Below are 23,982 nucleotides of genomic sequence, written 5' to 3'. Positions count from 1 at the left end.
AAAGCTTCTTATCTATCATAAGTAAAAGGGGAAAACAACCATGGACAAGTTTGTAGCGTTTTTAGAAAATAATCTTTCAACACCGATGGCTAAACTGTCTGAGCAAAAACATTTACGGGCAATTCGGGATGGAGTGGTTTCTGCATTGCCATTCATCATCTTTGGGAGTTTGTTTTTAATCATCGCTTTCCCGCCTGTCGCAGCAGACTCGGCAATTGGTGAATGGTCTGCAAAGCACATAGCAGAAATTTTAATTCCATATCGGTTAACGATGTTCATCATGACGCTTTATATTACATTTGGTATAGGCTACAGTTTATCCCAAAGCTATAAACTTGATCCGCTATCAGGAGGCCTGCTCTCATTGGCTGCCTTCTTGTTCACAATCGGTGTAAAAACGATGGATGACGTGGGGTTTGTGCTGCCCATGACAAATCTCGGTGGCCATGGTCTATTTGTGGGAATGCTTGTATCCATTTTCGCAGTTGAAGTTTTACGGCTATGCAAGACGAAAAACATCACCATTAAAATGCCGGATTCGGTTCCAACATCCGTGGCCCGTTCCTTTGAAGCGTTAATACCGGTTTCGATCGTACTGCTAGTGATGACGTTCATTACCGTCGTGTTTGCAGTCGATTTACATTCCCTTGTCGATAAAGCGGTTGCACCGCTAATCAGTGCAGGTGACACTTTACCAGGTGTATTGATTCCAGTGTTTTTGATTACTTTCTTCTGGTCGTTTGGCATTCATGGCGTGTCTGTTGTGGGCGCCGTTGCTCGCCCGGTTTGGGAAGTGTATTTAGCGAATAACTCGGCAGCGGTTGCAGCGGGATCGACAATACCGCATGTAGCGCCTGAAACATTCTTCCAATGGTTTATTTGGATTGGTGGCTCTGGTGCAACACTCGGCCTGGTCATTGCAATGCTGTTAACGGCAAAATCGACCTATAGCAAAGCGATGGGGAAAGCAACGATCGTTCCAAGCATCTTTAACATCAATGAACCAGTCATATTTGGGATGCCGATTGTACTAAATCCGATCTTGATCATCCCATTCATCATAACTCCATTGATTGGTGCGACACTTGCCTATATAGCAACGTCCATAGGGCTGGTCAACCCTACATATGTAATGGTGCCTTGGACATTGCCTGCTCCGATAGGCGCCTATCTTTCAACAGGCGGTGATTGGAGAGCGATCATTCTTGTCCTGGTCAATCTATCAATCTCTGTAATTGTTTATCTGCCATTCTTTAAAATGTACGATAAAAAACTCTTGGCTCAAGAAAATACGGTAGAAACAACAGATAGCAAAAATATCGCTTTATAAGTGAGAGCAAAAAAGGGAGTTTGGAACGGAATGCTCCAAACTCCCTTTAATTAGGATGGAGAAGGTGGAGTACGATGAATACGACAACAAAAATTCACTTTTTTAGTTACAAAAGTGCATTTATCTTTTTCAGTTTCATTCTTGTTTTTAATTTTATCTTTAACGCATTGATGGATGCCCTCGGAATGGATAAGCAATTATCACTGTACTTAGGAAATACATGTGCGATCAGTGCAGGATTGACGATTGTCATATGTTTGGTTGAAGGTAAGTTTAAAAACAAGAAACAGGCGTCACTCTTATTTTTGTCTTTATTGGCAGTCAGCGCCGTTGTATGTCATGCAATCATCTATGCATAAAAGTAGAAAGTGGTGAGGGGTAAATGAAAGTGTCAAAAGGGTTGAAGGTAGCCACGATTGGAGGCGGATCCAGTTATACACCTGAATTAATAGAAGGTTTCATTAAACGTTTTGATGAGCTGCCGATTAAAGAACTTTGGTTAGTGGACATCGAAGCTGGAAAGGAAAAGCTGGAGATCGTTGGGACGTTGGCTAGGAGGATGGTCAAAAAGGCGGGCGTACCCATGGAGATCCATTTAACATTGGACAGGCGTCAAGCATTGAAAAATGCGGATTTTGTCACTACGCAGATGAGAGTCGGTTTATTGGATGCACGAGTCAAAGATGAGCGCATCCCATTGGAACTGGGATTGATAGGGCAGGAAACGAATGGAGCTGGCGGTTTGTTTAAGGGTTTGCGAACGATACCCGTTCTCCTTGAAATCGCCGAAGAAATGCAGGAGCTGTGTCCGGATGCATGGCTAATTAACTTCACGAACCCTGCCGGAATGGTGACGGAAGCACTTCTCCGCTACAGCAGCCATAAAAAAGTCATCGGGGTATGCAATGTGCCATTTAATATGCATATGTCGATTTCAAAAATGATGGGTGTTGATAGGGAGAGCGTACATATAGACTTCGCGGGACTGAACCATATGGTATTTGGGATTCATGTATACATTGATGATCGGGAAGTGACCGATGAGGTGCTCGAAATGCTCGCTAATCCGGAAATTCAGCTGACGATGAAGAATATTGCCCCGCTTCCTTGGAACAGGAGGTTCTTGAAATCATTAGGCGTAGTTCCTTGCCCATACCATCGCTATTATTACAAAACAAAAACGATTTTAGAAGAAGAGTTGGCAGCGTTCAAATCAGGGCAAACCCGGGCTGAAATTGTGAAAACATTGGAAGAGGGACTGTTTGATCTATACAAGGATGAAACCCTTGCCGTCAAGCCTCCGCAGTTGGAGCAACGTGGCGGGGCTTACTATAGCGATGCTGCGTGTAATGTCATTTCGTCCATTTATAATGATAAAAAGGACATTCAAGTTTTGAATGTCCAAAACAAAGGGGCGCTCGCCGAAGTTGATTTCGATTCAGCTGTCGAGGTTAGCTGTATCGTCACCAAAAATGGCCCAATCCCCCTGACTATGGGAAAACTGCCTGTCCCAATACTCGGCTTGATTCAGCAAATTAAATCATTCGAAAGAATAGGAGCGGAAGCAGCCGTTACAGGCTCCTATGACAAAGCGTTGCTCGCATTGACCATTAATCCGCTGATTCCCAGTGATGACCTGGCTGAAGAGGTTTTGCAAAAACTGTTGAAAGCACATGAGGAATACTTACCACAATTCTTCCATGAAAAGGCTTTGGCGGACATACAGGGATAAATCCAATCAACTGAATTTTTTTCATGAAAACATACCGATCATACTTTAACATAAATAGGAGTGTAGAAATATGTCAACTGAACTGAACAATAACGAAATGGAAATCTTTGAAATCATCTCACATAGTGGAAATGCCAGAGGACTGGCCTTTGATGCATTGACGGAAGCGGAAGAATTCAATTTTGAAAAGGCGGAAGAGCTAATAAAACAAGGTCAGGAAGAATTGAATTTGGCTCATAAGACACAAACCAAATTAATTCAAGCCGAATTGAATGGTGTTCCCAGTGAAAAGACTTTGTTGATGATCCACGCACAGGATCATTTAATGACGGCGATGAGTGAGCAAAAACTGATTGAACATATGATTCGGATCATCAAAAAATTAGCCCCGCAACAGTAATAAAGAAAGAGGTGAGACAAATGGGCAAACTAGGTATTTCCATCTATCCAGAACATTCAACCGTTGCAAAAGATATCGAGTACATTGCTATTGCACATAAGTACGGTTTCAAAAAGATCTTTACATGCCTGCTTTCAGTCGAAGGTGATAAAGAGAAGGTCATGAACGAATTCAAAGAAACGATTGTATATGCCAATCAATTGAATATGGAAGTGATGGTCGATATTGCGCCGCGGGTCTTCGGTACTCTAGGGATTTCTTATGACGATCTTTCATTTTTTGCTGAGCTGGGTGCATATGGAATTAGGCTGGATATGGGCTTTACAGGTAATGAAGAGTCGATCATGACACATAATCCATATGGTTTGAAAATTGAAATAAACATGAGCAATGCAACGAATTATTTAGAAAATATCATGAATTATAAACCGAAAAAAGAAAATTTGATCGGATCACACAACTTCTATCCTCATCGCTATGCAGGATTGAGCTACCCTCATTTTGTAAAATGCTGTGAATCTTTCAAAAAGCATAATATCCGCACGGCAGCCTTCATAAGCTCAAAGGCGGCGACTTACGGACCGTGGCCCATAACAGAGGGATTGTGTACATTGGAAATGCACCGGGAATTAGCCATTACCACTCAAGCGAAGCACTTGTTTGCAACCGGATTGATAGATGACGTGATCATTGCAAATGCCTATGCATCGGAAGCGGAATTGAAACAGCTTAGCATGCTCGATCGTGGATTGTTGACATTCAATGTAAATCTCCATGAAACCATAACGGATTTAGAGAAAAAAATCGTCCTGGAAGAATTTCATTTTTACCGTGGAGATGTGTCCGATTATCTTATCCGTTCGACTCAATCACGCGTCAAGTATAAGAATGAAGAGTTTAAGCCAACCTACACGCCTGATATTAAACGCGGTGACCTTTTAATTGAAAATGAGCTCTACGGACAATATAAAGGTGAATTGCAAATTGCGTTGAAAGATATGAAGAACTCAGGCAAAACGAACGTAGTGGGCCGTATCGCAGACGAGGAAGTGTTCCTGCTTGATCATTTGGAGCCATGGGGTAAATTCCAATTCAGTTCAAATTAATGGTTTAAAGGTGAAAAGGGAAGGAACAGTATACATTCCTCCCTTTTTTTAATGAATAGGAGAATGATATGAACTATATTATCGGTGTTGATGGCGGCGGCACTAAAACAGAAGCAGTTGCCTATGGAGTAGCGGGGAATATAATTAGTGAAAGCAAAGCCGGCTATGGTAATTTGCTCATAAATGAAGAACATGCGATAACGAACATCATCCAGGCCATTGAACAATGCAAGGCACCGATTGAAAATGGAAAATGCCTTTACATCTGTTTAGGATTAGCTGGATATGGCGGGGTGAAAAACCCACAAGGAATAAAAAGTGCATTAACGAAGGCGTTCAATATCCCTTTTACGATCGTTAATGATGGAATTATCGCCCATGCTGCCTTATTGAAAGGAAAAGATGGTGTTTTGACGATTTCAGGAACAGGAGCTGTAAGTATCGGAACCCATGATGGTGCCGTGGAGCAGGCTGGGGGCTGGGGACATCTCCTTGGGGACGAAGGCAGTGGCTATTGGATTGCGATGAAGGCATTCATCAATATGACAAAAGAAGATGACGAAGGCCTGGAGCAGAGCCAATTAACGGGAGCGCTTTTGTCAAAACTGGGCTTTCAACGTGTAGGGGATTTGAAAAAATTCATCTATTCCGCGACGAAGGCAGATATTGCCGCATTTGTTCCATTGATTGTCGAACAAGCAGAGGCAAGCGATGAGATTTCAGAGAAAATACTTATTCAGGCAGGATATCACCTTGCAAAAAATGCCCTCGATGTTTGCAGGAAGTTAAATGTTGGAGAGAATGTTACAATTGCAATGAAAGGCAGCATCCTGACCCAAGTCCGATTGGTTCAAAGCTCCTTTATCGAACATATCCAACTTGAAAAACCAGATGTGAATTTTATCGTGGATGAAGTATCATCAACGTTGGGGTGTTATTACATAGCGGTGAAGCATATAAGTTAAGACAAGGTCGAGGGAGCAATGATATGCACGTTGAAAATATTTTACTGAGAATTGAAAGTCTACTGAATCTATTGCCTAAATCAGAAAGAAAAATCGCCCAATATATTTTAGATAACCCTGCGGAAACCATAAGGATGACCATACATGAATTAGCTGCACATGCCGAGGCCAGCAGTTCGGCTGTGACAAGATTTTGCCGTTCCATAAAAGTGAACAGTTTTTCGGAATTGAAGGTATCTTTATCATCTCTTATTTCGCAACCGGAAAAAAAAGGCTTTCATGACATAGAACCTGACGAAACGATCGCCTCCATCAAGGACAAGATCGTTTCCAACTCTGTCCAGGCCATTCAAGAAACCGCACATTATTTGGATGAAGACGTCCTTGATCAAATCGTCGAAACCTTGAAGGTGGCCGATGTCATTTATGTTTATGGCCTGGGGGCTTCATGGCTGATAGCGGAGGACATCAGCCAGAAATGGTTGCGGCTCGGAAAAATCGTAAGTGCTAATCAAGATCCTCACATTACGGCAACAGCACTTGCTGCGGCATCCAAAAATACCGTTTTTTTCTGTATTTCCAATAGCGGTGAAACGGAAGAAATCCTCCAGCTTGTTGATATCGCTAAAGCATATGGTATCAAAACGATCGGCTTATCACGATTGGGCAACAATGGGTTGACCAAAAAAGTCGATATGCCATTACACCACGTACGGGCACCGGAAGCTAAATTTCGAAGTGCTGCAACAAGCTCGCTGTTCGCACAATTGTTAACGGTGAGTATTATTTTCTATGCGTACGTTTCAAAATATTATAATGAAAATAAAAACGGGATTGAGCGTTCGAGGGAATCTGTATTGAAATTCACCAAAAGAAATCAGGAAACGCCAGAAAAGTGAAGATAAACCTGCAAGAAAGATGTATCGTATGCTCGGGATTTGATAGGAAGAAACTGATTTCTTCGATAGTACAGAAGATTCCAGGTAGGATATTTTGGAAAACCTACATCACCTTGAAAGGATGTTGTATCCTATATGATCGATAAGAATTCGCCGCTTCCAATATACCATCAACTTGAAGAAGTGATTAAAAATGCAATTCAAACCCAACGATTACTGCCTGGCGAGATGATTCCTTCTGAACGGGAATACACGGAAAAATATGAAATAAGCAGGATGACGGTAAGACAAGCCGTAACCAATCTTGTGAACGAAGGATATTTATATAGGAAGCGGGGAGTAGGCACATTCGTTGCCCACCAAAAAATCGAGCAGCCCCTGAAAGGATTAACAAGCTTTTCCGAAGATATGCAGTCTAGGGGGCATGAGCCGAGTACACGTGTTATCCGGTTATCGGAGGTCCATGCTGATCGGGATCTTGCTGCCAAACTTGAGGTGGAGGCGGGAACGCCAATTCTTGAGCTGAAACGGGTAAGGCTGGCTGACCAATTGCCGATGGCTTATGAAACGGTTTATCTTTCAAAGGCGCTTTCACGGGGATTGACGGAGGAAATGGCCCTTACCTCCATTTATGGCTATGTAGAAAAAACGTTTGGCCTGAAAATTCAGTATGGAAGGCAATCCATTGAGGCCTCCATCGCACAAAAGATCGAGGCCGAGATGCTTGGGGTAGCCGTAGGGGACCCGGTATTGCGAATTGAACGAATTAGCAGGCTGGATACGAACAAACCGTTTGAAGTTGCCCATTCTGTTTACCGCGCAGATCGATATAAGCTTACGATTGAAATGGAGAGGTCATCGTAAGGGGACATTCCTTATTCAAGGATAATCGCTTTACCGTCCGCAACTATTCAATCACCCTAAATCCAATCAATGAAGGTGATTGATAGGAGAAGACCTTGCCTCACGTACTGTTCGACTCGTTTTCGATCAAAGCGCTACTTTACATTCATTCTTTTACTTTTTACATATTGTGAATAGTTCGCATCCGCCTTTTTTTGAAAGAGAGCAATATTCTTTCCGGACCATGTATCCGCCCGCGGATTTTCCGATCGTGTTTGGTAATAGGCTTTCATTTTTTGGTCATAGCTTTCTGTAAATTCTCGCTGCTCTTCTGCATCGCTGTTGTATTGATTTTCAAAATAAACGGCCTGTATCGGTAAACGAGGCTTAATTTCCGGTTTCTGGTCCGGGATGCCGATTGCCATTCCAAACAAAGGAATGACGTGGGAAGGTAGGTTCAATAGCTTGTCTATTTCCGGTAAATTCTTCGCGATGGCTCCGATATAGACGACTCCCAGTCCCATTGATTCTGCTGCGAGAGCGGCATTTTGAGCGGCTAACGATGCATCTATCGTCGCTATCTGATAGAACTGTGTACTTTCGAGCATGTCTTGCATGTTTTGTTTTTCCTCTTCAGAGGCCATGATCGTCAATCTATGTAAATCGGCACAAAATATGAGGAAGTGGCCATTGTTTTCAACATAGGTTAAGCCAGTGATCGTTCCGAGGTCTTTTTTTAATAGTGGGTTGGTTATCCCGATAATCGAATATGTTTGCATGAATCTGGAAGAAGGGGCCATTTGTGCTGCTTCTATGATGGTCTTCATTTGTTCTTTTGTCATGGCTTCATCCTTGAACTGGCGAATGGAGCGATGGCTCATTATCGTGTCAATGACTGGATTCATTAAGGCTACATCTCCTAATGGGCATTGGTATTTTTGTTTCCTGGAAACTATAATACCAATGCTTTAAATGGTTGTCAATATTGTTTCTTGGAAACAATACAGTTAGCTATGTCTTGATATATCGGTTAAATAAAATTATGATAAGTATTCAAAGGAGGTCTTTTTTTTATGAATGATTCTTCACAGAAAAAAATTATGGATTCTTTTATTAAATTAATGGAAAGAGAATCAGAGAATGACGAAGAAAAACAATGGTTAATGCAAAAAAGCAGTCATGATACCATCACCGACATGATAAAAGGAATGACGACCTTGATGCTGCATGTCCTCGATGGCATCGGTCGTTTTGAGCCCGTCAATGGGATCACGATTTCAAGACAGCTGAATATCCCTAAAGGCAGTGTATCAAAAATCACCCGGAAGCTAATGGCTAAAAAATTGATCAGGGCAGAATTTCTCCCCAACAATAAAAAAGAAGTGCTTTACCATACAACACTGTTGGGCCAAGAGCTTTTCAATCTTCATCAAGAATTACATAAGGAAATGGAAAAGAACTTTGGCCAATTTTTACAAAAGTACAGCGAAAGCGAGCTGCTAGTAATCTCCGCTTTTCTTCAGGATCTTGCCGGTACAACATTCGTAACCTTAGAGAAATAACCCTGTAAAACGGGAGGGTTTAATCCCCAGCCTTTGTAATGGATACGAAGGCTTTTTTGCGTTTTCATCGATTATGAATATAACAACTTAGTAGCCATTGTTTTCAATTCCTGGATATGGTATATTGGTCCAGAACTTATTAAAGTTATTTAATAAGTGTGTAAAAGGGGGTGATGAACCAAATGGATGAGTTAGTATTTAAGCCAAAATCGATGAAAAAATCGATCCTTCATGGCATTCGTGCTGCTCTATTAGAACATGGAAGTGCTACAAAGGTTGAGCTCAGCGAAAAATTGGGAATCAGTTTCCCGACCATAAGTAAATTTCTGCGGCAGATGGAGAAGGATGGAGAACTGATTTTGACAGGTCTCGATGACTCCAGTGGCGGACGAAGAGCAAAAAGATATACATACAATCCGGAGTATAAGTTGGGTTTGGCCTTGTTTATGGAGGAACATGAAACGAATTATGTGGTCTTTAATTGTTTCGGGGAAGTGAAGGAGCAGGGGAGAACGGCACCTGCCTTAATGGATGGTGCATTTCGCTTCTTAACCAAAGACATAGAAGACCTCATGGATCACTATCCGCAGGTCAGCTCCATGGCAATCGGTGTGCCCGGTTCCGTAGAGAATGGACGGATTTTTTTCATTCCAGGCTACGAGCATATTCAGGATTTTGATTTAAAAGGGTATTTTGAAGCTCATTTTTCCATACCGGTAGTCGTGGAGAACGATATGAATGCTGCAGTACTTGGCTATCACAATAATCGGAAAATCAAGCACGATCATTCTCTTATTTATGTATATTCCGGTCAAAATGGTCCAGGCGCAGGAATCATGATCAACGGGGGCGTGGTTCGAGGGAGCACTTATTTTTCGGGAGAGGTTTCCTTTGTCCCTCAGTATGATGACCGAAACTTTCTGCAAGCTTTGGCAAAAGGAAAGCAGACACAGAAGAAGGCCATTCGTGAGGAATATGAAATCGATGCGATCAGCAGGCTGGTGGCTTCTTTTACAGCCATCATCAATCCGAAAACCATCATTTTTTGCAATGATGAGGTGGACGAATCAATATTGGAACAGATTGCAGGAAGAAGCTCGACGTATATCCCGGAAAAACATCTTCCTGAGCTTGTCGCAAGTAATTGGAAACAAGACTATTTATACGGCTTACAAGTCCTTGGCCTTGATTTGATGATTACTGAAAAAAGTAGTTAAAAAGAGAAACAAATGTACGTGAATAAATGAACGGGAGGCGAATTCTACTATGGCTACATTTTTTTTGGTCATCATCTATTTGGCTTTTATCAGCCTAGGTTTACCTGATTCATTGTTAGGAGTCGCTTGGCCTGTGATGAGTGAGGAATATGGTGCACCGCTTGAGACGGCTGGATGGCTTTTTATGACGATTGCAGCCGGTACCATCGTTTCCAGTTTAGTCAGTGGAATCGTCCTTAAGCGGTTTGGAACCGGCCAAGTCACATTTGTCAGCTGCTTACTGACTGCGGGGAGCCTGCTAGGTTTTCATTTTGCTCCATCGGTTGTCTGGCTGGTCATATTCGCCATACCATTGGGGATAGGCGCAGGGTCTGTTGATGCTGGATTGAACAATTACGTGGCTACGCATTACAAAGCGCACCACATGAGTTGGCTGCATTGCTTTTGGGGCGTCGGGGCCACTCTTGGTCCCATCATTATGGCCCAGTCCATTTCAGGGGGGAATTCTTGGAGAAGCGGGTATCTTGCAATTGCCGGCATTCAGTTCGCATTGGTCATCATCCTTTTCTTCACCTTGCCTTTATGGAATAAAATCGCAAAAAACAGCGCTGCCGCGTCTTCGGAAAAGAAGGACGAACCGGCTGCTGCCTTGCTTGAAGAAGATGCTATACAAACAAAACCTTTGCGAATTAAAGGCGTGAAGCTTGCTCTGGTTTCCTTTTTGTTTTATTGCGGGGCCGAAGCAACAATAGGTCTTTGGGGAAGCAGCTTCCTCGTGAATGTAAAGGAATTGCCTGTTGATGTAGCGGCAAAATGGGTTTCGTTATATTATGCAGGAATAACGATCGGACGGTTCATTACAGGCTTCATTACATTAAAAGTCAGAAATCGCACGCTGATTCGAGTCGGTCAAGTGACAGCCTTGTTAGGAACAGCACTTTTATTATTACCCTTGCCGTCAGGCTTCTTGCTAGCAGGGTTCATCATGATCGGATTAGGCTTTGCTCCGATATTCCCATGCATGCTGCATGAAACGCCAGCGCGATTTGGAAAGGAACATTCCCAGACCATCATGGGCTTTCAAATGGCCATGGCCTATACTGGCAGCATGTCCATGCCTCCTCTTCTTGGATTCTTCGCATCTCACACATCAATCGGGATTTTTCCGTTTTTCATTGCCTTTTTTGTGGCAGCGATGTTCTTGGGATCGGAAAAATTAAATGATTTATTAAAAAAAAGGCGATCCGTACAGGGTGAACATTCGAATTCCATGACCCTGTAAACATGAAGGGGGTTGTTAAGGAGATTAAACAGAGGAGTCTTGAAATGGGAATAATATGGTGACTGGGTAACGATTCATATACAGGCGATCCTTACTAAAAAACACTGAGCCTAATGGAATTTTTCATTCCCCTTCGCAAAACTGATGCCAAAGACAACTGTGCGTGCTCGTTTGACACAATTAGTGTCGATGATATAATTTGGTAATAAGAATGCAAGTTTGGATGGAAGGTAGGCTTACGATAATGAAACCACTGGAGCATGGAAGTGTAATACCTCTTTATCACCAATTAATGGAGAGGTTAAAGGGGTCAATTGAAAAGGGTCATTGGGCGCTCGGTGATAAAATCCCATCTGAAAATCAATTAATGGACCAATTTGGTGTGAGTCGGAACACTGCAAAAAAAGCTATTGAAGAGTTAGTACAGGAAGGAATTCTTTACCGAATTCAAGGAAAAGGTACCTTCGTGGCAAAACCAAAATTGCAACAGTCATTGATGGGGTTTTACAGCTTTAGTAAGGTATTGAAGGAAAAAGGAATGAATCCCAAAGATATCATTCTAAAAATAGAGGAAGTCCATCCCACTTCAAAAATCAGGGAAGCGTTGCTGGTTGGGGAAGATGAGAAGGTAATTGAAATGAAACGCCTCCGTTGTGCAAACGATGAACCGTATATTTTGGAATCATCTTTCATACCGAAAAACGTGGTTTCCGATACGGAGCAACTTAAAAAAGTTGGTGAAGTTTCACTATATGATTTATTTTCACAACAATTCAATATCGTAGTAACCAGAGCAAAAGAATCATTTGAACCAGTTCTTATTCGTGCCGAAGAAAGTGAGCATCTCCAAACGGAAGAAGGTCGTCCTGCTCTGTTGCTTGAACGGACTGCTTATGATATCAATGGAAAGCCTGTGGAATTTTGTATTTCTATTGTTCGGGGCGATCGCTGCCGTTTTTATACAGAACTTACATAAAGATTCCATCACTCATAGCATTGTGTCTATGAGTTTTCTTATAAGCTAATAACTCCTAAACATACAAGAAGGACGAAATAGTAAATTACAAGGATTAAAGAAACATATTATGGTTTAAATTATTTAAGTTGTTGGGTTGACAGGTTAACTCACAGCGTATATATTTGTATTAGTTAAAATTTTCTGTCAATAAAGGAAGGTAAAGAAGACGATTTTTGCTGGAATCTTTTTTTTAATTTGACTTGTACCTACAACCCATTAACTTCGAATCCATAGTAAAAAGTAAAACTTCTCTTAAAACATTTTTAAGATGCAAAAGTATTTCTTAAAAGGATACAAAATTTGTTATCCTATTTAAGAAGGCTATTAAGTACATAATTAAGAGGTGTTTTATTCGTGATAAGACTAAAGGATATTGCTGAACGGGTAGGAGTTTCTATCTCTACTGTTTCGAGAGTAATTCAAAATGATCAAACCAGAAATGTTAACCAGGAAACAAAAGCGAGAATTTGGGAAGCGGTTAAGGAGTTAGGGTATATACCAAATCAGCATGCCCGAAATTTAGTTGCTAATAAGCAAGAGAAGCGGAACATAAGAACAATGAAAATTGGATGGGTAGCCAATCCCAAACAAGCGGAAATTAACCCTTACTTTGCAAATATTTATACAGGCATTCGTGATGAATTAACAAATAATGAGTACAACTTGATTAGTATTACCAAGGATGAACTTGAAAATGAGGCCCTGCTTCTTAAGACCATTCATGATTCAGGAATTGAAGGACTGCTTCTAATCGATAAGATTAATGATCGTATTATCGAATATATTCAACAATATATACCACTAGTAGGGTTGGACTTTTTTTATGCAGATAAAAATATAGCGATTGTCGATTACGATCGCGAGGCTTCTATCAAAATGGTTGTTAAGCATTTAGTTAAGCAAGGTCACCACGATATAGGCTTTATTGGCGGAGGCGTAAATGAAAACTTTGAAGATTTATATGCTGAACAACGGTTTAAAGGCTTTCAACGTGCCATGGAAGAAACCGGGCTGAAAATCCAACCTGATTGGGTAATGAATACACGGTGGAAAATGGATAATAGCTATGTGGAAATGAAAAAATTGATTAAAAAGGATTCGTTGCACCTGCCAACAGCTATGGTCTGTGCGAGTGATTTGATGGCGATCGCTGCCATGAGATCTGCCAGGGAAAATAACATTAGAATTCCAGAGGACATCGCCTTCTTTGGAGTAGATAATATTGAGATGGGCAAATATTCGTCACCCCAGCTGTCAACGGTAGATATCCCTAAATATGAAATGGGGAGAATGGCAGCTAAAACGATTATAGAAATGGTAGAAGAGAAAATTAAACTCCCGGTGAAAATCATCCTGCCATTTGAATTAGTCCTTCGAGAATCTTCTAACATAAAACGAACCTAAGCGGTTCTTTTTTTAAAACTCATTGGAAAACGTTTGGCTTAAATCGGGAAAATAATAGGAAAATTAAAGATAGGGGAATATGCCATGAAACAAATGAAAGCAATAATTATCGGAGCAGGTGACAGAGGGGGAAGAGCTTATGCACCATATGCCCTAAAGAACCCAAATGAATTGAAGATCACAGGTGTGGCAGAGCCGTTTAAAGAAAGAAGGGCCAAATTTCAAAAAGAACATGATATTTCCAATGAAAATTGCTTTGAGTCGTGGGAGGAGGTATTCAATTTAAAAAGAAAAATAGCAGATATTGCCATAATATGTACACTAGATCGCCATCACTTTAAACCTACCATGAGAGCATTGGAACTAGGTTATCATGTTCTTTTGGAAAAACCGATGTCCCCAGATCCGATGGAATGCATAGAAATGGAACAAGCAGCGCAAAAATATAATCGAAATCTTACAATATGTCATGTATTAAGGTACACAGAATTTTGGTCAGCGATAAAAAAGGTTATTTCCACTGGGGAAATTGGAGAGGTAGTATCGCTGCAATTGAATGAAAATGTAGAAGTGATGCATATGTCTCATAGTTTTGTACGTGGAAATTGGAATAACAAAGAAAGAACGAGCCCCATGATTCTGCAAAAGTCCTGTCATGACATGGATATCATTTCTTTTGTAATAGGCAAGGATTGTAAACGTGTAAGTTCATATGGTTCGCTTATGCATTTTAAAGAAGATCATGCACCTAAAGGAGCCCCAAAAAGATGTTTGGACGGTTGTCCAGTTGAATATGAATGTCCATATCATGCTGGCAGGTATTATCTTGGTGAAGGTAAAGGGTGGGCAAGGAAATTTACAGAAGATTATACGAATGAAGGAATCATAAAAGCATTAAATGAAACTCCATATGGAAAATGTGTTTATCGTTCAGATAATAATGTCGTCGATCATCAAGTAGTAAACATGGAATTCGAAGGTGGGGCAACAGCGACATTTAGTATGTGCGGGTTTACAAGGGAACAAACACGTATCGTGCAAATAATGGGAACAAAAGGGGAAATACGTGGAAATATGGAGGAAAATAGTATTTCGATTTTTGATTTTCTCACCAAGCATGAAACGGTAAAAAAATTTGACAATCCTATTGGTGGACATGGTGGTGGAGATAATAGCATCATGAGGACTTTTTTGAAAGAAATTCAATTTGGAGATAAACAAGATGGCGTGTCATCTGCCTTAGCTTCAGTAAGAAGTCACCTTATGGCATTTGCTGCTGAAGAGTCGAGGTTAAATAATGGTCAATCCATTAATATAGACCAGTATTACCGTAGTTTAGAAGAAAATACCAATAGTTAAGAACTTGGAGATTATAAAGGAAGTTTGTTCTCATCCAGGTTTTTAAACAAGATATCATCTGATGACTGAAGCTTTAAAAATAAAAAAATTACATCATGAGACCATTTTATTTAGTGGGGGTGGTAAGCTATCAGCATTTGGAGGGGTTTCGAAGTTACTTAATAGGAAATGTTTCAAGGGATGAAGCAAATGTAAGGGCTACCAAGGGGGAACTAAGCATAAAACCATCATGTCCTGGGAGTTTTTAGAATACTACTAACTTTATTTGAAGGAAGGGAAATATGATGAAAAAATGGCTAATGATAGTTTTTACCGCGATTTTAGGATTAATGGCACTAGTTGGATGCAGCAATGATGACGCTGCATCAGGGGACGGGAATGTTGAAATCACTTATGGATTTTGGGATAAAAAGCAAGTCTCTGCCATAGATGAAGTTATCAAATTATTTAACGAAAAATATCCGAACATTAAAGTCAAAACGGAGATCACTCCTTACGGTCAATATTTCCAAAAACTTGAAACTGCTGCCACTGGTGCGGCGCTACCTGATGTTATGTGGATGAATGGGGCACATGTTCAACAATATGCTGAGGGAAAGGTAATCCTTCCACTTACTGATCTTGCAAAAAAAGAAAACTATAGCTTAGATAATTATCCGGAATCTTTAATTGATCTTTATACTGTTAAAGGAGATATATATGGTATACCAAAAGATTTTGATACAACAGGCTTATGGTATAACAAAAAAATCTTTGATGAAGCAGGTGTGCCATATCCAGATGACACCTGGGACTGGAATAAGTTAAAGGAAAACGCCAAAAAACTGACGGATAAAAATAAAGGTATTTGGGGCTATGCTGCTTTAATGGGGAACCAAGGTGGTTATTATGATTTCATTTGGCAAAATGGGGGTTATATCATTTCTGACGATGAAAAGTCTGTAGGATTCGATCAACCGGAAGCGATTGAGGCACTTCATTATAATACTAGTTTCATAAAGGAAGGATTATCTCCGACACAAGCTCAAATGACAGAAACAGCCGCTTCTGAATTATTCTCTTCAGGAAAAGTAGCTATGATGTTCGATGGACCTTGGATGTTACAAGAGTATAAGAATAATCCGGATATAAATGTTGCTGTAGTACCAAAAGGAAAACAGCGTGCAGTGGCCATTCATGGGCTAGCCAATGTTATAGCGGCTAACACAAAGCATAAAGAGGCTGCATGGAAGTTTGTCCAATTTCTAGGATCTAAAGAAGCGGCAGAGATATTTGCCAAAACAGGGACGGTCATTCCAGCCTATAATGGTACGCAAGAGGCTTGGGTTCAAGCCGTTCCAAATATCAATCTTCAAGCCTTTATTGATGGTGCTGATTATTCTGTTCCGCTGCCTAGTGTTAAAAATACCGGAGAAATTTGGCAGTACGAAACGGACGTTCTTAAAAAGGTTTGGAGCGAAGAAGAAAGTGTGGAAGATGCCGTAAAAGAGTTAACAGACAAGGCAGATGGGGCACTATCCAAGAAATAGAAAAAATGAAGGAGAGAAGATGTTTCTTCTCTTCTTTCCATAAAAGGAGTGAGAACGGTGCAGGAACATTCTCTACAGGCCGAGGTCAAAGCAAATTCAAAATTTAAGGTTTCTAACTTAACGAAGACAAGGAAAAGTTCAGACCTTTTTTGGGCTTATCTCATGATTGCTCCTACCATGTTAGGTTTGTTCATTTTCTATCTCTGGCCCATCTTTCAGAACTTTTACTTTAGCTTCACCGAATGGGGAGCCTTTGGTCAATATGAGTGGACGGGGCTGGATAACTATAAGCGCATGCTAGAGGATACCAACCTCATTAAATCATTTAAGAATACAGCGATATATATTATCTTTACTGTTCCCATCGGTATATTCTTATCTATTCTACTAGCTGTACTCCTGAATCAAAATATTAAAGGGAAATCCGTTTATCGCACATTATATTTCTTACCCGTAATCACTATGCCAGCTGCCATCGCCATGGTTTGGAAATGGCTATACAATTCGGATTACGGACTGCTAAACTATCTTTTATCTCTATTCGGAATCAAGGGCCCACAATGGGTAAGTGATCCGAAAATTGCTTTATATTCAATTATTGTCGTAGCAATCTGGAGTGGAATCGGTTATAACATGATCATTTTCCTTTCCGGATTACAAGGAATTCCGAAGTCCTATTATGAAGCAGCGGAAATGGATGGAGCTGGCCCGCTTAAGGTATTCTTTAATATTACACTGCCGCTGCTCTCCCCTGTTATTTTCTTTGTAAGTATCACGTCCCTAATTGGAGCTTTTCAAGTTTTTGATTTAATTTTCATGATGATTGGTAAAAGTAGTACAGCCTTGGAAAGTACGCAATCAGTTGTTTATCTATTCTATCAGCACGCATTCGTTTTAAACGATAAGGGATACGCAGCAGCAATCGCTGTTCTTTTATTGATAGTAATCTTGATTATCACTGCAATCCAAATGGTCTTACAGAAAAAATGGGTTCACTATGACTAAAGGAGGTAGAAACAATGGAAAGAACGAGGCAGCTTGTGACAAGTAAAACATTCCTTATCCATTTTGTGCTCATTTTGGGATCTGTAGCAATGGTCACGCCTTTTTTATGGATGATCTTAACCTCCTTAAAAACGTATGCTGAGTCCATTCACGTTCCGCCTATAATCTTTCCGAAGGACTTGCAATGGGGAAATTATATAGAGATTTTTGGACTTTTGCCATTTTTTAAATTTATGTTTAATACAGTTATTGTTACGGTCGTAAGGACAGCGGGGCAATTATTTTTGTGTTCGTTAGCCGCCTATGCATTCGCCAGGATTGAATTTCCGGGCAGGAATATCCTGTTTTTGTTAGCTTTATCCGTTTTAATGGTACCAGGGCAAGTGTTTTTACTCCCGCAATATATGATTATGGTTAAACTTGGGTGGTTGAATACATTACAGGCGGTAATAGTCCCAGGAATGTTTAGCGCATTCGGTACGTTCCTGCTAAGGCAATTCTTTATGGGCCTTCCAAAAGAACTGGAAGAGGCAGCAAGACTTGATGGCTGTAACCATTTTCAAATTTACTGGAAAGTAATGCTTCCTCTCGCCAAACCTGGTTTGATTGCATTGGGTATTTTCACGACTCTTTGGAGCTGGAATGAATTGATGTGGCCAATGATTGTAAACAGTTCTCCCGGATCAATGACACTTTCAGTTGGATTGTCATCTCTTCAAGGTCAATATTTAACGAACTACCCTATACTTATGGCAGGCTCCTTTTTAGCGATACTGCCCATGCTCGTATTATTCATCATCTTGCAAAAACAATTCATTGAAGGTATTGCCGTAACAGGCGGCAAATAAAGACAAGAATAAATAAGGACAAAGGGGGCTAACCTTTAGTTCGCATCATTTTAACCACCTTATTAGGTGGGGGTGACCCAATGAGTTTTCTTGATGAGGAATATGCAGATGTAACGCCGTATGAATTTCAAGAAAAATGGAAAGTCTTTATCGCATGAAAAACTCATAGTATTGGCTATGAGTTTTTCATGAAAGTAACTTGTACCAACAACCCATCTTTTTTTAAGAGCGATGAAGATAGAAAAAGTAAAAAGCTTGGACTAAAAAGTAGGCGATCGAGAGGAATAAGGGGTGCAGGAAAATGAAACAGGCGATCGGCATTGATATTGGAGGGACTAAGATAACAGCAGGGATCATTACAGATTCCGGAAAATTGCTAAGGCGTGAGGATATTGAAAGTGATCCTTCAGATCGGGAAAAAATGTTTGCTAGAGTCTTGGAAGCGGTGGAACAACTCTTTAAAAAAACCTCTTTTTCCCTGGCTGACATAGAGGGTATCGGCGTGGGTGTACCAGGTAAAGTGGATTGTGAGAATGGCATCGCTATTTTTCAAAATAATTTACCTTGGGAACAATTCCCCGTCATCGCTCGTTTACGAGAGCAATTCGGCTTTGAAAGGATTAGCATTGACAATGATGTCTATATGGCAGCATTTGCAGAGTGGAAGGCTGCAAAGGAAAAGCGGAATGAAACATTTGTCTATGTGACGATTAGTACCGGCATCTCCTGTTCAATCATTCAAAATGGATCATTTTTCAGGGGGGCGGGATTTGCCGGGGAACTTGGGTTAATACCAGTACTTTTTAAGGCGAACAATGGGGAAAATAGGCGATTGGAAAACGTGGCGGCTGGACCGGCCATTAAAAAGTTGGCCAAAACGGAATTGCAATCCGACCAAATTTCCACCAAGGAAGTCTTTGAAGGCTATATAAAGGGAGCTTGTGAATTTCTACCCATCATCGACGAAGTGACTGACAACTTAGCTCAAGGACTTTATGCGATTTCCTGTTTATTGGATCCACATAAAATGGTTTTCGGCGGCAGTGTAATCGTAAATAATCCCTTTCTGCTTAAGTTAATTAAAGAAAAGCTAAGAAGTTACCTATTACCTGAACAACAACATATTTTAAGCCAAATGAGCATCAGTACATTGAAGCAAGATAATGGTGTCGTTGGGGCAGGATTGCGCGTATTCGAGAGATTATAAAAGAGGAGTGTCTTGGATGTTTACACTTAATCAGGAAAAATTAGTTTCGTTAGGTGCATCGATTACAACAGATGAAATCAAGCAACAACCTGTTCTATGGGATGAAACCTATTCACTGTATACAAAGAAACGTTTAGAAATTCAATCGTTTTTACAAAAATTAGCTAAACAATATGATCGGATTCGTGTCATTTTTACAGGTGCTGGAACTTCTGCCTACGTGGGTGACACGGTTACACCCTATTTAAAAGGAAAAGTGGATGAAAAAAAGTGGGATTTGCTGAATATTCCGACTACCACATTAGTGTCAAACCCCTATGAATTTTTAAAAGCAGATTGCCCAACCTTATTGGTTTCATTTGCTCGAAGTGGCAACAGCCCCGAAAGTTTGGCTGCCGTAGAATTAGCGCAAAACATCATCACGAATTTCTACCAGTTGACGATTACTTGTGCAAGTGATGGAGAGTTAGCGAAAAGGGCAAAAGGTGACGAAGACAATCTTTTGTTGTTGATGCCCGAAAAAGCCAATGATCAAGGATTTGCTATGACCGGAAGCTACTCATGCATGACTCTATCAGCATTACTGGTTTTCGATACGCTGTCATTGGAGGAAAAGGGATCACTTGTAAGCACAATCTCTCAAATGGGAAAAACTGTTATTGGTAGAGAAGAAGATATCCAACAAATCATCGATCATGATTTTGAAAGGATAATTTATCTTGGCTCAGGGTGCCTAGAAGGCTTAGCGAGGGAAGCTCAGTTAAAAATATTAGAGCTGACGGCTGGTAAAATCGTAACAGCATTCGATTCGCCATTAGGTTTCCGTCATGGACCTAAATCATTTGTCAATGAAAAGGCGGTGGTTTTTGTTTTTGTTTCGAATCATCCTTATACACGTCAATATGATTTGGATCTGTTAAATGAATTGAAGCGAGATAACATTGCTAACTACATCTGTGCCATAGAAGTTGATGGGAAATCCAGATATGCTGGAAACTCATTTTTATTTAATAGTGATGCTCAATCCGTACCGGATGCTTACCTGGCATTGCCATTTGTCATGATTGGGCAAACTGTCTCACTGCTAGCTTCCATAAAAGTCGGTAATACACCTGATACACCTTCTCCGACTGGAACAGTTAACCGTGTGGTCAAAGGCGTAACCCTATACGAGTATAACAAAATGTAATGTCCTTGCGCATGTAGTTGTTTTATAGAATGAGAAGATTAGGCATGTCAACATATATTTTTGCCGATTGTATGATGGCTGGTGGTATGTCAGAAGGAATTTATCAATTGGGAGTATTACCTGTGGAGGTTAAAGGTGGGGCTGCCTGTATGGAAAGGTGGAAGTTCAGCAGGCAGTGCTTTGCAATTGAAAGATGCCGTCAAAAATGTTGTCCAATGGGGTGTGGCCACCCCGGAAAAAGCCATCTATATGGCAAGTACTGCTCCTGCCATAGTGTTCAATTAAATTACGAATGCGGGAAAATTGCAACGGGGTACGCAGCTGATTTTATCGTATTGAATTCAGGGCTTGATTTTACTTGCAACTTATTTGAAAGGTGTCGGTCGTTATCAAGCCTAATCAACAATCGGAAAGAGGGATGACGATGATTGTAGCTGTAACAATGAATCCCTCGGTTGACATATCCTACCCATTAAATCGATTTAAATTTGACGATGTCAACCGTGTAGAATCGGTGAGTAAAACGGCTGGTGGAAAGGGCTTGAATGTTGCCCGAGTGATCGCGCAAATGAAAGAAGATGTCATATGCACAGGGGTTGTAGGCGGAACGATTGGCGATTACATTGTTCAGCAATTAGATGGAAGGCATATTCGAAATGACTTTTTGAGAATCGAAAGTGAATCAAGAAATTGCATCGCCATCCTTCATGAGGGTATGCAAACTGAAATCTTAGAATCAGGACCGACATTATCTGAACAAGAAGGTATAGCTTTTCTTGAAAAATTCGAAGGTTTGATTACATCTGCTTCTCTAGTAACCATTTCAGGAAGTCTACCGAAAGGCTTACCGACTCATTATTACTGCAAAATGATTGAAATCAGTCATAAAAAAGGGAAACGTGTGATTGTCGATTCTTCAGGTGAATCGTTAAAACAAGTCTTGATGCATGAGAAAAAACCTTTTGCCATCAAGCCGAATACGGCGGAATTTTCACAGCTAATGGGGTTCGAAGTGGAAGCTGAAATCATTGATTTGAAACGAACGTTAAGCCATAAGATTTTCGAGGGGATTGAATGGATTGTCGTGTCCATGGGTAGTAAGGGGGCTTTTGTCAAGCATGGGACTGATTACTATCAGGTTACGATTCCGGAAATAGATGTGGTCAACCCAGTAGGGTCAGGAGATGCGACCGTTGCCGGATTTTCTGTGGCCTTGAACCGCAATCAAAACGTGGCAACTGTGCTGAAAACGGCAATGACCACAGGGATGTTAAATACGATGGAAGCCGGAACCGGCTATATTAATAAAAACAAATTTAAACAGTACTTCGATTTCGTAAAAGTTGAAAAAATAGATTGAAAGAGGAGAATGCCGATGTTAGACCTATCAAAAAATAAAGTGGATGCTCTTAAACGTTTATCGGATGAAAATGGTGTGATTGGAGCATTAGCCATTGATCAACGTGGCTCATTAAAAAAAATGATTGCAACAGGTAATGCAAGTCATGTGGGAGATGAAGGCATCATTCGTTTCAAAAGATTGGTTTCTGAGGAATTAACACCATTTGCAACGGCTATTCTTTTGGACCCTGAATATGGTATGCCAGCGGCAAAGGTCCGGGACAAGAAAGCCGGTTTATTAGTAGCCTATGAAAAAACAGGCTACGATGCGTCAGACGTGGGACGGTTACCTGATTTACTACCGGAATGGTCAGTGAAACGCTTGAAGGAAGCCGGCGCCGATGCGATCAAATTCCTCCTGTATTATGATGTGGATGAAGAAGAAAAAATTAATAACGCTAAACATGTTTATATGGAACGTGTTGGATCCGAGTGTGCGGCTGAAGATATTCCATTTTTCTTGGAAATTGTAACTTATGATGCTAAAAACGAAGATGTGAAAAGTAGAGAGTATGCAAAAGTGAAACCGAATAAAGTGATTGGGGCGATGAAGGAGTTCTCCAAACCCGAATACCAAGTAGATGTATTGAAGGTCGAGGTTCCGGTAAATATGAACTTTGTCGAAGGGTATGCGGAGGGAGAAGCTGTTCACAGTAAAGAAGAAGCTGCCTTTCTTTTCAATGAACAAAGTAAAGCAACTGAACTGCCCTTTATTTTCTTGAGTGCTGGGGTGAGTGCAAAACTATTCCAAGAAACATTGAAATTTGCCAAAAGATCCGGTTCCACCTTTAACGGTGTATTATGTGGACGGGCAACCTGGAAGGAGGGCGTGTCACCTTTTGCCATAGATGGAGAGCAAGCAGGACGTGTCTGGTTACAAGATACTGGTAAGAAAAATATTGAAGAACTGAATGTCGTTTTGAAAGAGACAGCTAAATCCTGGTTTGGGAAAATAAGCGCTTCAACTTGAACCGATCGCCTTTTATTGAAGACTGCAACTATAGTTTTATATAATAATGCACCGAATTCAAATGTTTGACATCATTTTTGCTTAGATATGGAAAATGGAGTCTTCAAACATTAAACCAACAAGACCCAAAGAAAGTTGGGATACAGAAGTGACGGAGTTTTATTTATATGTTGAAAAGTTGTACTATCGCACATTCTTGCCTTTTTCATCTATAAGGAAAATAAAAAGCCTGTATCCAATTTGGATCAGGCTTTCAGACTGTAGACAAACTCGATAAAAATCGAGTTTGTCTATTTTTATGGCCTGTACAATTTAGACGTTGATTTCCACTCCAGGCACTCGCTTTCCGCGGGCGGTCGGGGAGCCTCCTCGGCTTTGCCTGCGGGGTCTCCCCTAGACGCGCTTTTCCCGCAGGAGTCTCGTACCTTCCGTTCCAATCAACTTTGTCTTACCTTTTAGATAGAACACTTTTGACTGGAGTCATTTTTGTTTTAAAATTGAAGGATTAAAACTTGAGGTGATGAGGATGCTTTCTAAACATGATTCTATTCAGCGAGATCAACTTGAAATGATTACTTTAGATCAACTGGTGCCACCGAACCATTTGGTTCGTAAGATGGAGGCTGCCATTGACTTCACTTTCATTTATGACTTGGTGAAAGATATGTACTCAGAGGTAGGACGCCCAAGTATTGATCCAGTTATTTTAGTTAAAC

The 23,982-nt window shown here is 40.7% G+C and carries 24 protein-coding genes; 23 read left to right on the top strand and 1 reads right to left on the bottom strand.

Annotation, left to right across the window (positions count from 1 at the left end):
- The first annotated feature begins 40 nt into the window (after window positions 1-40).
- The 8 genes from AS888_RS21770 (at window position 41) to AS888_RS21735 (ending at window position 7,296) form a co-directional block, all read left to right on the top strand.
- Entirely contained in the window at window positions 41-1,330 is a 1,290-nt protein-coding gene (locus tag AS888_RS21770) for a PTS sugar transporter subunit IIC (RefSeq protein ID WP_061144185.1), read from the top strand.
- A gap of 74 nt (window positions 1,331-1,404) precedes the next feature.
- Window positions 1,405-1,689, top strand: coding sequence for a hypothetical protein (locus AS888_RS21765; RefSeq protein ID WP_061144184.1), 285 nt, complete (start codon window positions 1,405-1,407; stop codon window positions 1,687-1,689).
- 23 nt (window positions 1,690-1,712) lie between these two features.
- A complete protein-coding gene (locus AS888_RS21760; protein ID WP_061144183.1) occupies window positions 1,713-3,062 on the top strand; it encodes a 6-phospho-beta-glucosidase in 1,350 nt (449 codons plus the stop codon).
- A gap of 70 nt (window positions 3,063-3,132) precedes the next feature.
- Window positions 3,133-3,462, top strand: coding sequence for a PTS lactose/cellobiose transporter subunit IIA (locus AS888_RS21755; protein WP_061144182.1), 330 nt, complete (start codon window positions 3,133-3,135; stop codon window positions 3,460-3,462).
- A gap of 20 nt (window positions 3,463-3,482) precedes the next feature.
- A complete protein-coding gene (locus AS888_RS21750) occupies window positions 3,483-4,568 on the top strand; it encodes a DUF871 domain-containing protein (protein ID WP_061144181.1) in 1,086 nt (361 codons plus the stop codon).
- Between the two features lie 68 nt (window positions 4,569-4,636).
- Window positions 4,637-5,533 carry an N-acetylglucosamine kinase gene (locus tag AS888_RS21745; protein WP_061144180.1) on the top strand — a complete coding sequence of 299 codons (897 nt, stop codon included), beginning with the start codon at window positions 4,637-4,639 and terminating at the stop codon, window positions 5,531-5,533.
- A gap of 23 nt (window positions 5,534-5,556) precedes the next feature.
- Window positions 5,557-6,432, top strand: coding sequence for a MurR/RpiR family transcriptional regulator (locus tag AS888_RS21740; protein ID WP_061144179.1), 876 nt, complete (start codon window positions 5,557-5,559; stop codon window positions 6,430-6,432).
- Between the two features lie 135 nt (window positions 6,433-6,567).
- The gene (locus AS888_RS21735) at window positions 6,568-7,296 is read left to right on the top strand and encodes a GntR family transcriptional regulator (RefSeq protein ID WP_061144178.1); all 729 of its coding nucleotides are present in this window, start codon (window positions 6,568-6,570) and stop codon (window positions 7,294-7,296) included.
- Between the two features lie 134 nt (window positions 7,297-7,430).
- Here AS888_RS21735 and nfsA read toward each other — a convergent pair whose 3' ends face one another.
- Complete coding sequence (gene nfsA / locus AS888_RS21730; protein ID WP_061144177.1) at window positions 7,431-8,180, bottom strand: oxygen-insensitive NADPH nitroreductase; 750 nt, start codon at window positions 8,178-8,180, stop codon at window positions 7,431-7,433.
- A gap of 168 nt (window positions 8,181-8,348) precedes the next feature.
- On the opposite strand from nfsA, the gene AS888_RS21725 reads away from it, so the two are divergent.
- The 15 genes from AS888_RS21725 to AS888_RS21660 all read left to right on the top strand — a co-directional run.
- Window positions 8,349-8,837, top strand: coding sequence for a helix-turn-helix domain-containing protein (locus AS888_RS21725; RefSeq protein ID WP_061144176.1), 489 nt, complete (start codon window positions 8,349-8,351; stop codon window positions 8,835-8,837).
- Between the two features lie 182 nt (window positions 8,838-9,019).
- Window positions 9,020-10,054 (top strand): ROK family transcriptional regulator, encoded by a 1,035-nt coding sequence (locus tag AS888_RS21720; protein ID WP_061144175.1) that lies wholly within the window; start codon window positions 9,020-9,022, stop codon window positions 10,052-10,054.
- A gap of 49 nt (window positions 10,055-10,103) precedes the next feature.
- Window positions 10,104-11,336 carry an MFS transporter gene (locus tag AS888_RS21715; protein WP_061144174.1) on the top strand — a complete coding sequence of 411 codons (1,233 nt, stop codon included), beginning with the start codon at window positions 10,104-10,106 and terminating at the stop codon, window positions 11,334-11,336.
- 244 nt (window positions 11,337-11,580) lie between these two features.
- Window positions 11,581-12,312, top strand: a complete 732-nt coding sequence (locus AS888_RS27080; RefSeq protein WP_061144173.1) for a GntR family transcriptional regulator — start codon at window positions 11,581-11,583, stop codon at window positions 12,310-12,312.
- Window positions 12,313-12,708: 396 nt separating this feature from the next.
- A complete protein-coding gene (locus AS888_RS21705; RefSeq protein WP_061144172.1) occupies window positions 12,709-13,758 on the top strand; it encodes a LacI family DNA-binding transcriptional regulator in 1,050 nt (349 codons plus the stop codon).
- Between the two features lie 84 nt (window positions 13,759-13,842).
- On the top strand, window positions 13,843-15,117 hold the full coding sequence (locus tag AS888_RS21700) for a Gfo/Idh/MocA family protein (RefSeq protein WP_061144171.1): 1,275 nt from the start codon (window positions 13,843-13,845) through the stop codon (window positions 15,115-15,117).
- A gap of 284 nt (window positions 15,118-15,401) precedes the next feature.
- On the top strand, window positions 15,402-16,646 hold the full coding sequence (locus AS888_RS21695; protein ID WP_061144417.1) for an ABC transporter substrate-binding protein: 1,245 nt from the start codon (window positions 15,402-15,404) through the stop codon (window positions 16,644-16,646).
- 57 nt (window positions 16,647-16,703) lie between these two features.
- The gene (locus AS888_RS21690; RefSeq protein ID WP_061144170.1) at window positions 16,704-17,651 is read left to right on the top strand and encodes a carbohydrate ABC transporter permease; all 948 of its coding nucleotides are present in this window, start codon (window positions 16,704-16,706) and stop codon (window positions 17,649-17,651) included.
- Between the two features lie 14 nt (window positions 17,652-17,665).
- Window positions 17,666-18,499: a carbohydrate ABC transporter permease gene (locus tag AS888_RS21685; RefSeq protein ID WP_061144169.1), complete on the top strand. Its 834-nt coding sequence runs from the start codon at window positions 17,666-17,668 to the stop codon at window positions 18,497-18,499.
- A gap of 301 nt (window positions 18,500-18,800) precedes the next feature.
- The gene (locus AS888_RS21680; RefSeq protein ID WP_061144168.1) at window positions 18,801-19,706 is read left to right on the top strand and encodes an ROK family protein; all 906 of its coding nucleotides are present in this window, start codon (window positions 18,801-18,803) and stop codon (window positions 19,704-19,706) included.
- A gap of 16 nt (window positions 19,707-19,722) precedes the next feature.
- A complete protein-coding gene (locus tag AS888_RS21675; RefSeq protein ID WP_061144167.1) occupies window positions 19,723-20,895 on the top strand; it encodes an SIS domain-containing protein in 1,173 nt (390 codons plus the stop codon).
- Between the two features lie 135 nt (window positions 20,896-21,030).
- The gene (locus AS888_RS26950; RefSeq protein ID WP_260320331.1) at window positions 21,031-21,180 is read left to right on the top strand and encodes a hypothetical protein; all 150 of its coding nucleotides are present in this window, start codon (window positions 21,031-21,033) and stop codon (window positions 21,178-21,180) included.
- Between the two features lie 139 nt (window positions 21,181-21,319).
- A complete protein-coding gene (gene lacC / locus AS888_RS21670) occupies window positions 21,320-22,255 on the top strand; it encodes a tagatose-6-phosphate kinase (RefSeq protein WP_061144166.1) in 936 nt (311 codons plus the stop codon).
- 15 nt (window positions 22,256-22,270) lie between these two features.
- Complete coding sequence (gene lacD, locus AS888_RS21665; RefSeq protein WP_061144165.1) at window positions 22,271-23,266, top strand: tagatose-bisphosphate aldolase; 996 nt, start codon at window positions 22,271-22,273, stop codon at window positions 23,264-23,266.
- Between the two features lie 526 nt (window positions 23,267-23,792).
- The coding region (locus tag AS888_RS21660) for a transposase (protein ID WP_061144164.1) at window positions 23,793-23,982 on the top strand (190 nt) is incomplete at its 3' end.

It is taken from the genome of Peribacillus simplex, assembly GCF_001542915.1.
Taxonomy (GTDB): domain Bacteria; phylum Bacillota; class Bacilli; order Bacillales; family DSM-1321; genus Peribacillus; species Peribacillus simplex_B.
This window is presented reverse-complemented; position numbering and strand designations above follow the sequence as displayed.

Excerpts from the sequence above, each read along its gene's own strand:
- AS888_RS21700 (WP_061144171.1), top strand. The coding sequence starts at position 13,843 with ATGAAACAAATGAAAGCAATAATTATCGGAGCAGGTGACAGAGGGGGA.
- nfsA (WP_061144177.1), bottom strand. The coding sequence starts at position 8,180 with ATGAATCCAGTCATTGACACGATAATGAGCCATCGCTCCATTCGCCAG.
- AS888_RS21675 (WP_061144167.1), top strand. The coding sequence starts at position 19,723 with ATGTTTACACTTAATCAGGAAAAATTAGTTTCGTTAGGTGCATCGATT.
- AS888_RS21715 (WP_061144174.1), top strand. The coding sequence starts at position 10,104 with ATGGCTACATTTTTTTTGGTCATCATCTATTTGGCTTTTATCAGCCTA.
- lacC (WP_061144166.1), top strand. The coding sequence starts at position 21,320 with ATGATTGTAGCTGTAACAATGAATCCCTCGGTTGACATATCCTACCCA.
- AS888_RS21680 (WP_061144168.1), top strand. The coding sequence starts at position 18,801 with ATGAAACAGGCGATCGGCATTGATATTGGAGGGACTAAGATAACAGCA.
- AS888_RS21745 (WP_061144180.1), top strand. The coding sequence starts at position 4,637 with ATGAACTATATTATCGGTGTTGATGGCGGCGGCACTAAAACAGAAGCA.
- AS888_RS21720 (WP_061144175.1), top strand. The coding sequence starts at position 9,020 with ATGGATGAGTTAGTATTTAAGCCAAAATCGATGAAAAAATCGATCCTT.
- AS888_RS21755 (WP_061144182.1), top strand. The coding sequence starts at position 3,133 with ATGTCAACTGAACTGAACAATAACGAAATGGAAATCTTTGAAATCATC.
- AS888_RS21725 (WP_061144176.1), top strand. The coding sequence starts at position 8,349 with ATGAATGATTCTTCACAGAAAAAAATTATGGATTCTTTTATTAAATTA.
- AS888_RS21765 (WP_061144184.1), top strand. The coding sequence starts at position 1,405 with ATGAATACGACAACAAAAATTCACTTTTTTAGTTACAAAAGTGCATTT.
- AS888_RS21760 (WP_061144183.1), top strand. The coding sequence starts at position 1,713 with ATGAAAGTGTCAAAAGGGTTGAAGGTAGCCACGATTGGAGGCGGATCC.
- lacD (WP_061144165.1), top strand. The coding sequence starts at position 22,271 with ATGTTAGACCTATCAAAAAATAAAGTGGATGCTCTTAAACGTTTATCG.
- AS888_RS21685 (WP_061144169.1), top strand. The coding sequence starts at position 17,666 with ATGGAAAGAACGAGGCAGCTTGTGACAAGTAAAACATTCCTTATCCAT.
- AS888_RS21735 (WP_061144178.1), top strand. The coding sequence starts at position 6,568 with ATGATCGATAAGAATTCGCCGCTTCCAATATACCATCAACTTGAAGAA.
- AS888_RS21695 (WP_061144417.1), top strand. The coding sequence starts at position 15,402 with ATGAAAAAATGGCTAATGATAGTTTTTACCGCGATTTTAGGATTAATG.
- AS888_RS27080 (WP_061144173.1), top strand. The coding sequence starts at position 11,581 with ATGAAACCACTGGAGCATGGAAGTGTAATACCTCTTTATCACCAATTA.
- AS888_RS21770 (WP_061144185.1), top strand. The coding sequence starts at position 41 with ATGGACAAGTTTGTAGCGTTTTTAGAAAATAATCTTTCAACACCGATG.
- AS888_RS21740 (WP_061144179.1), top strand. The coding sequence starts at position 5,557 with ATGCACGTTGAAAATATTTTACTGAGAATTGAAAGTCTACTGAATCTA.
- AS888_RS21750 (WP_061144181.1), top strand. The coding sequence starts at position 3,483 with ATGGGCAAACTAGGTATTTCCATCTATCCAGAACATTCAACCGTTGCA.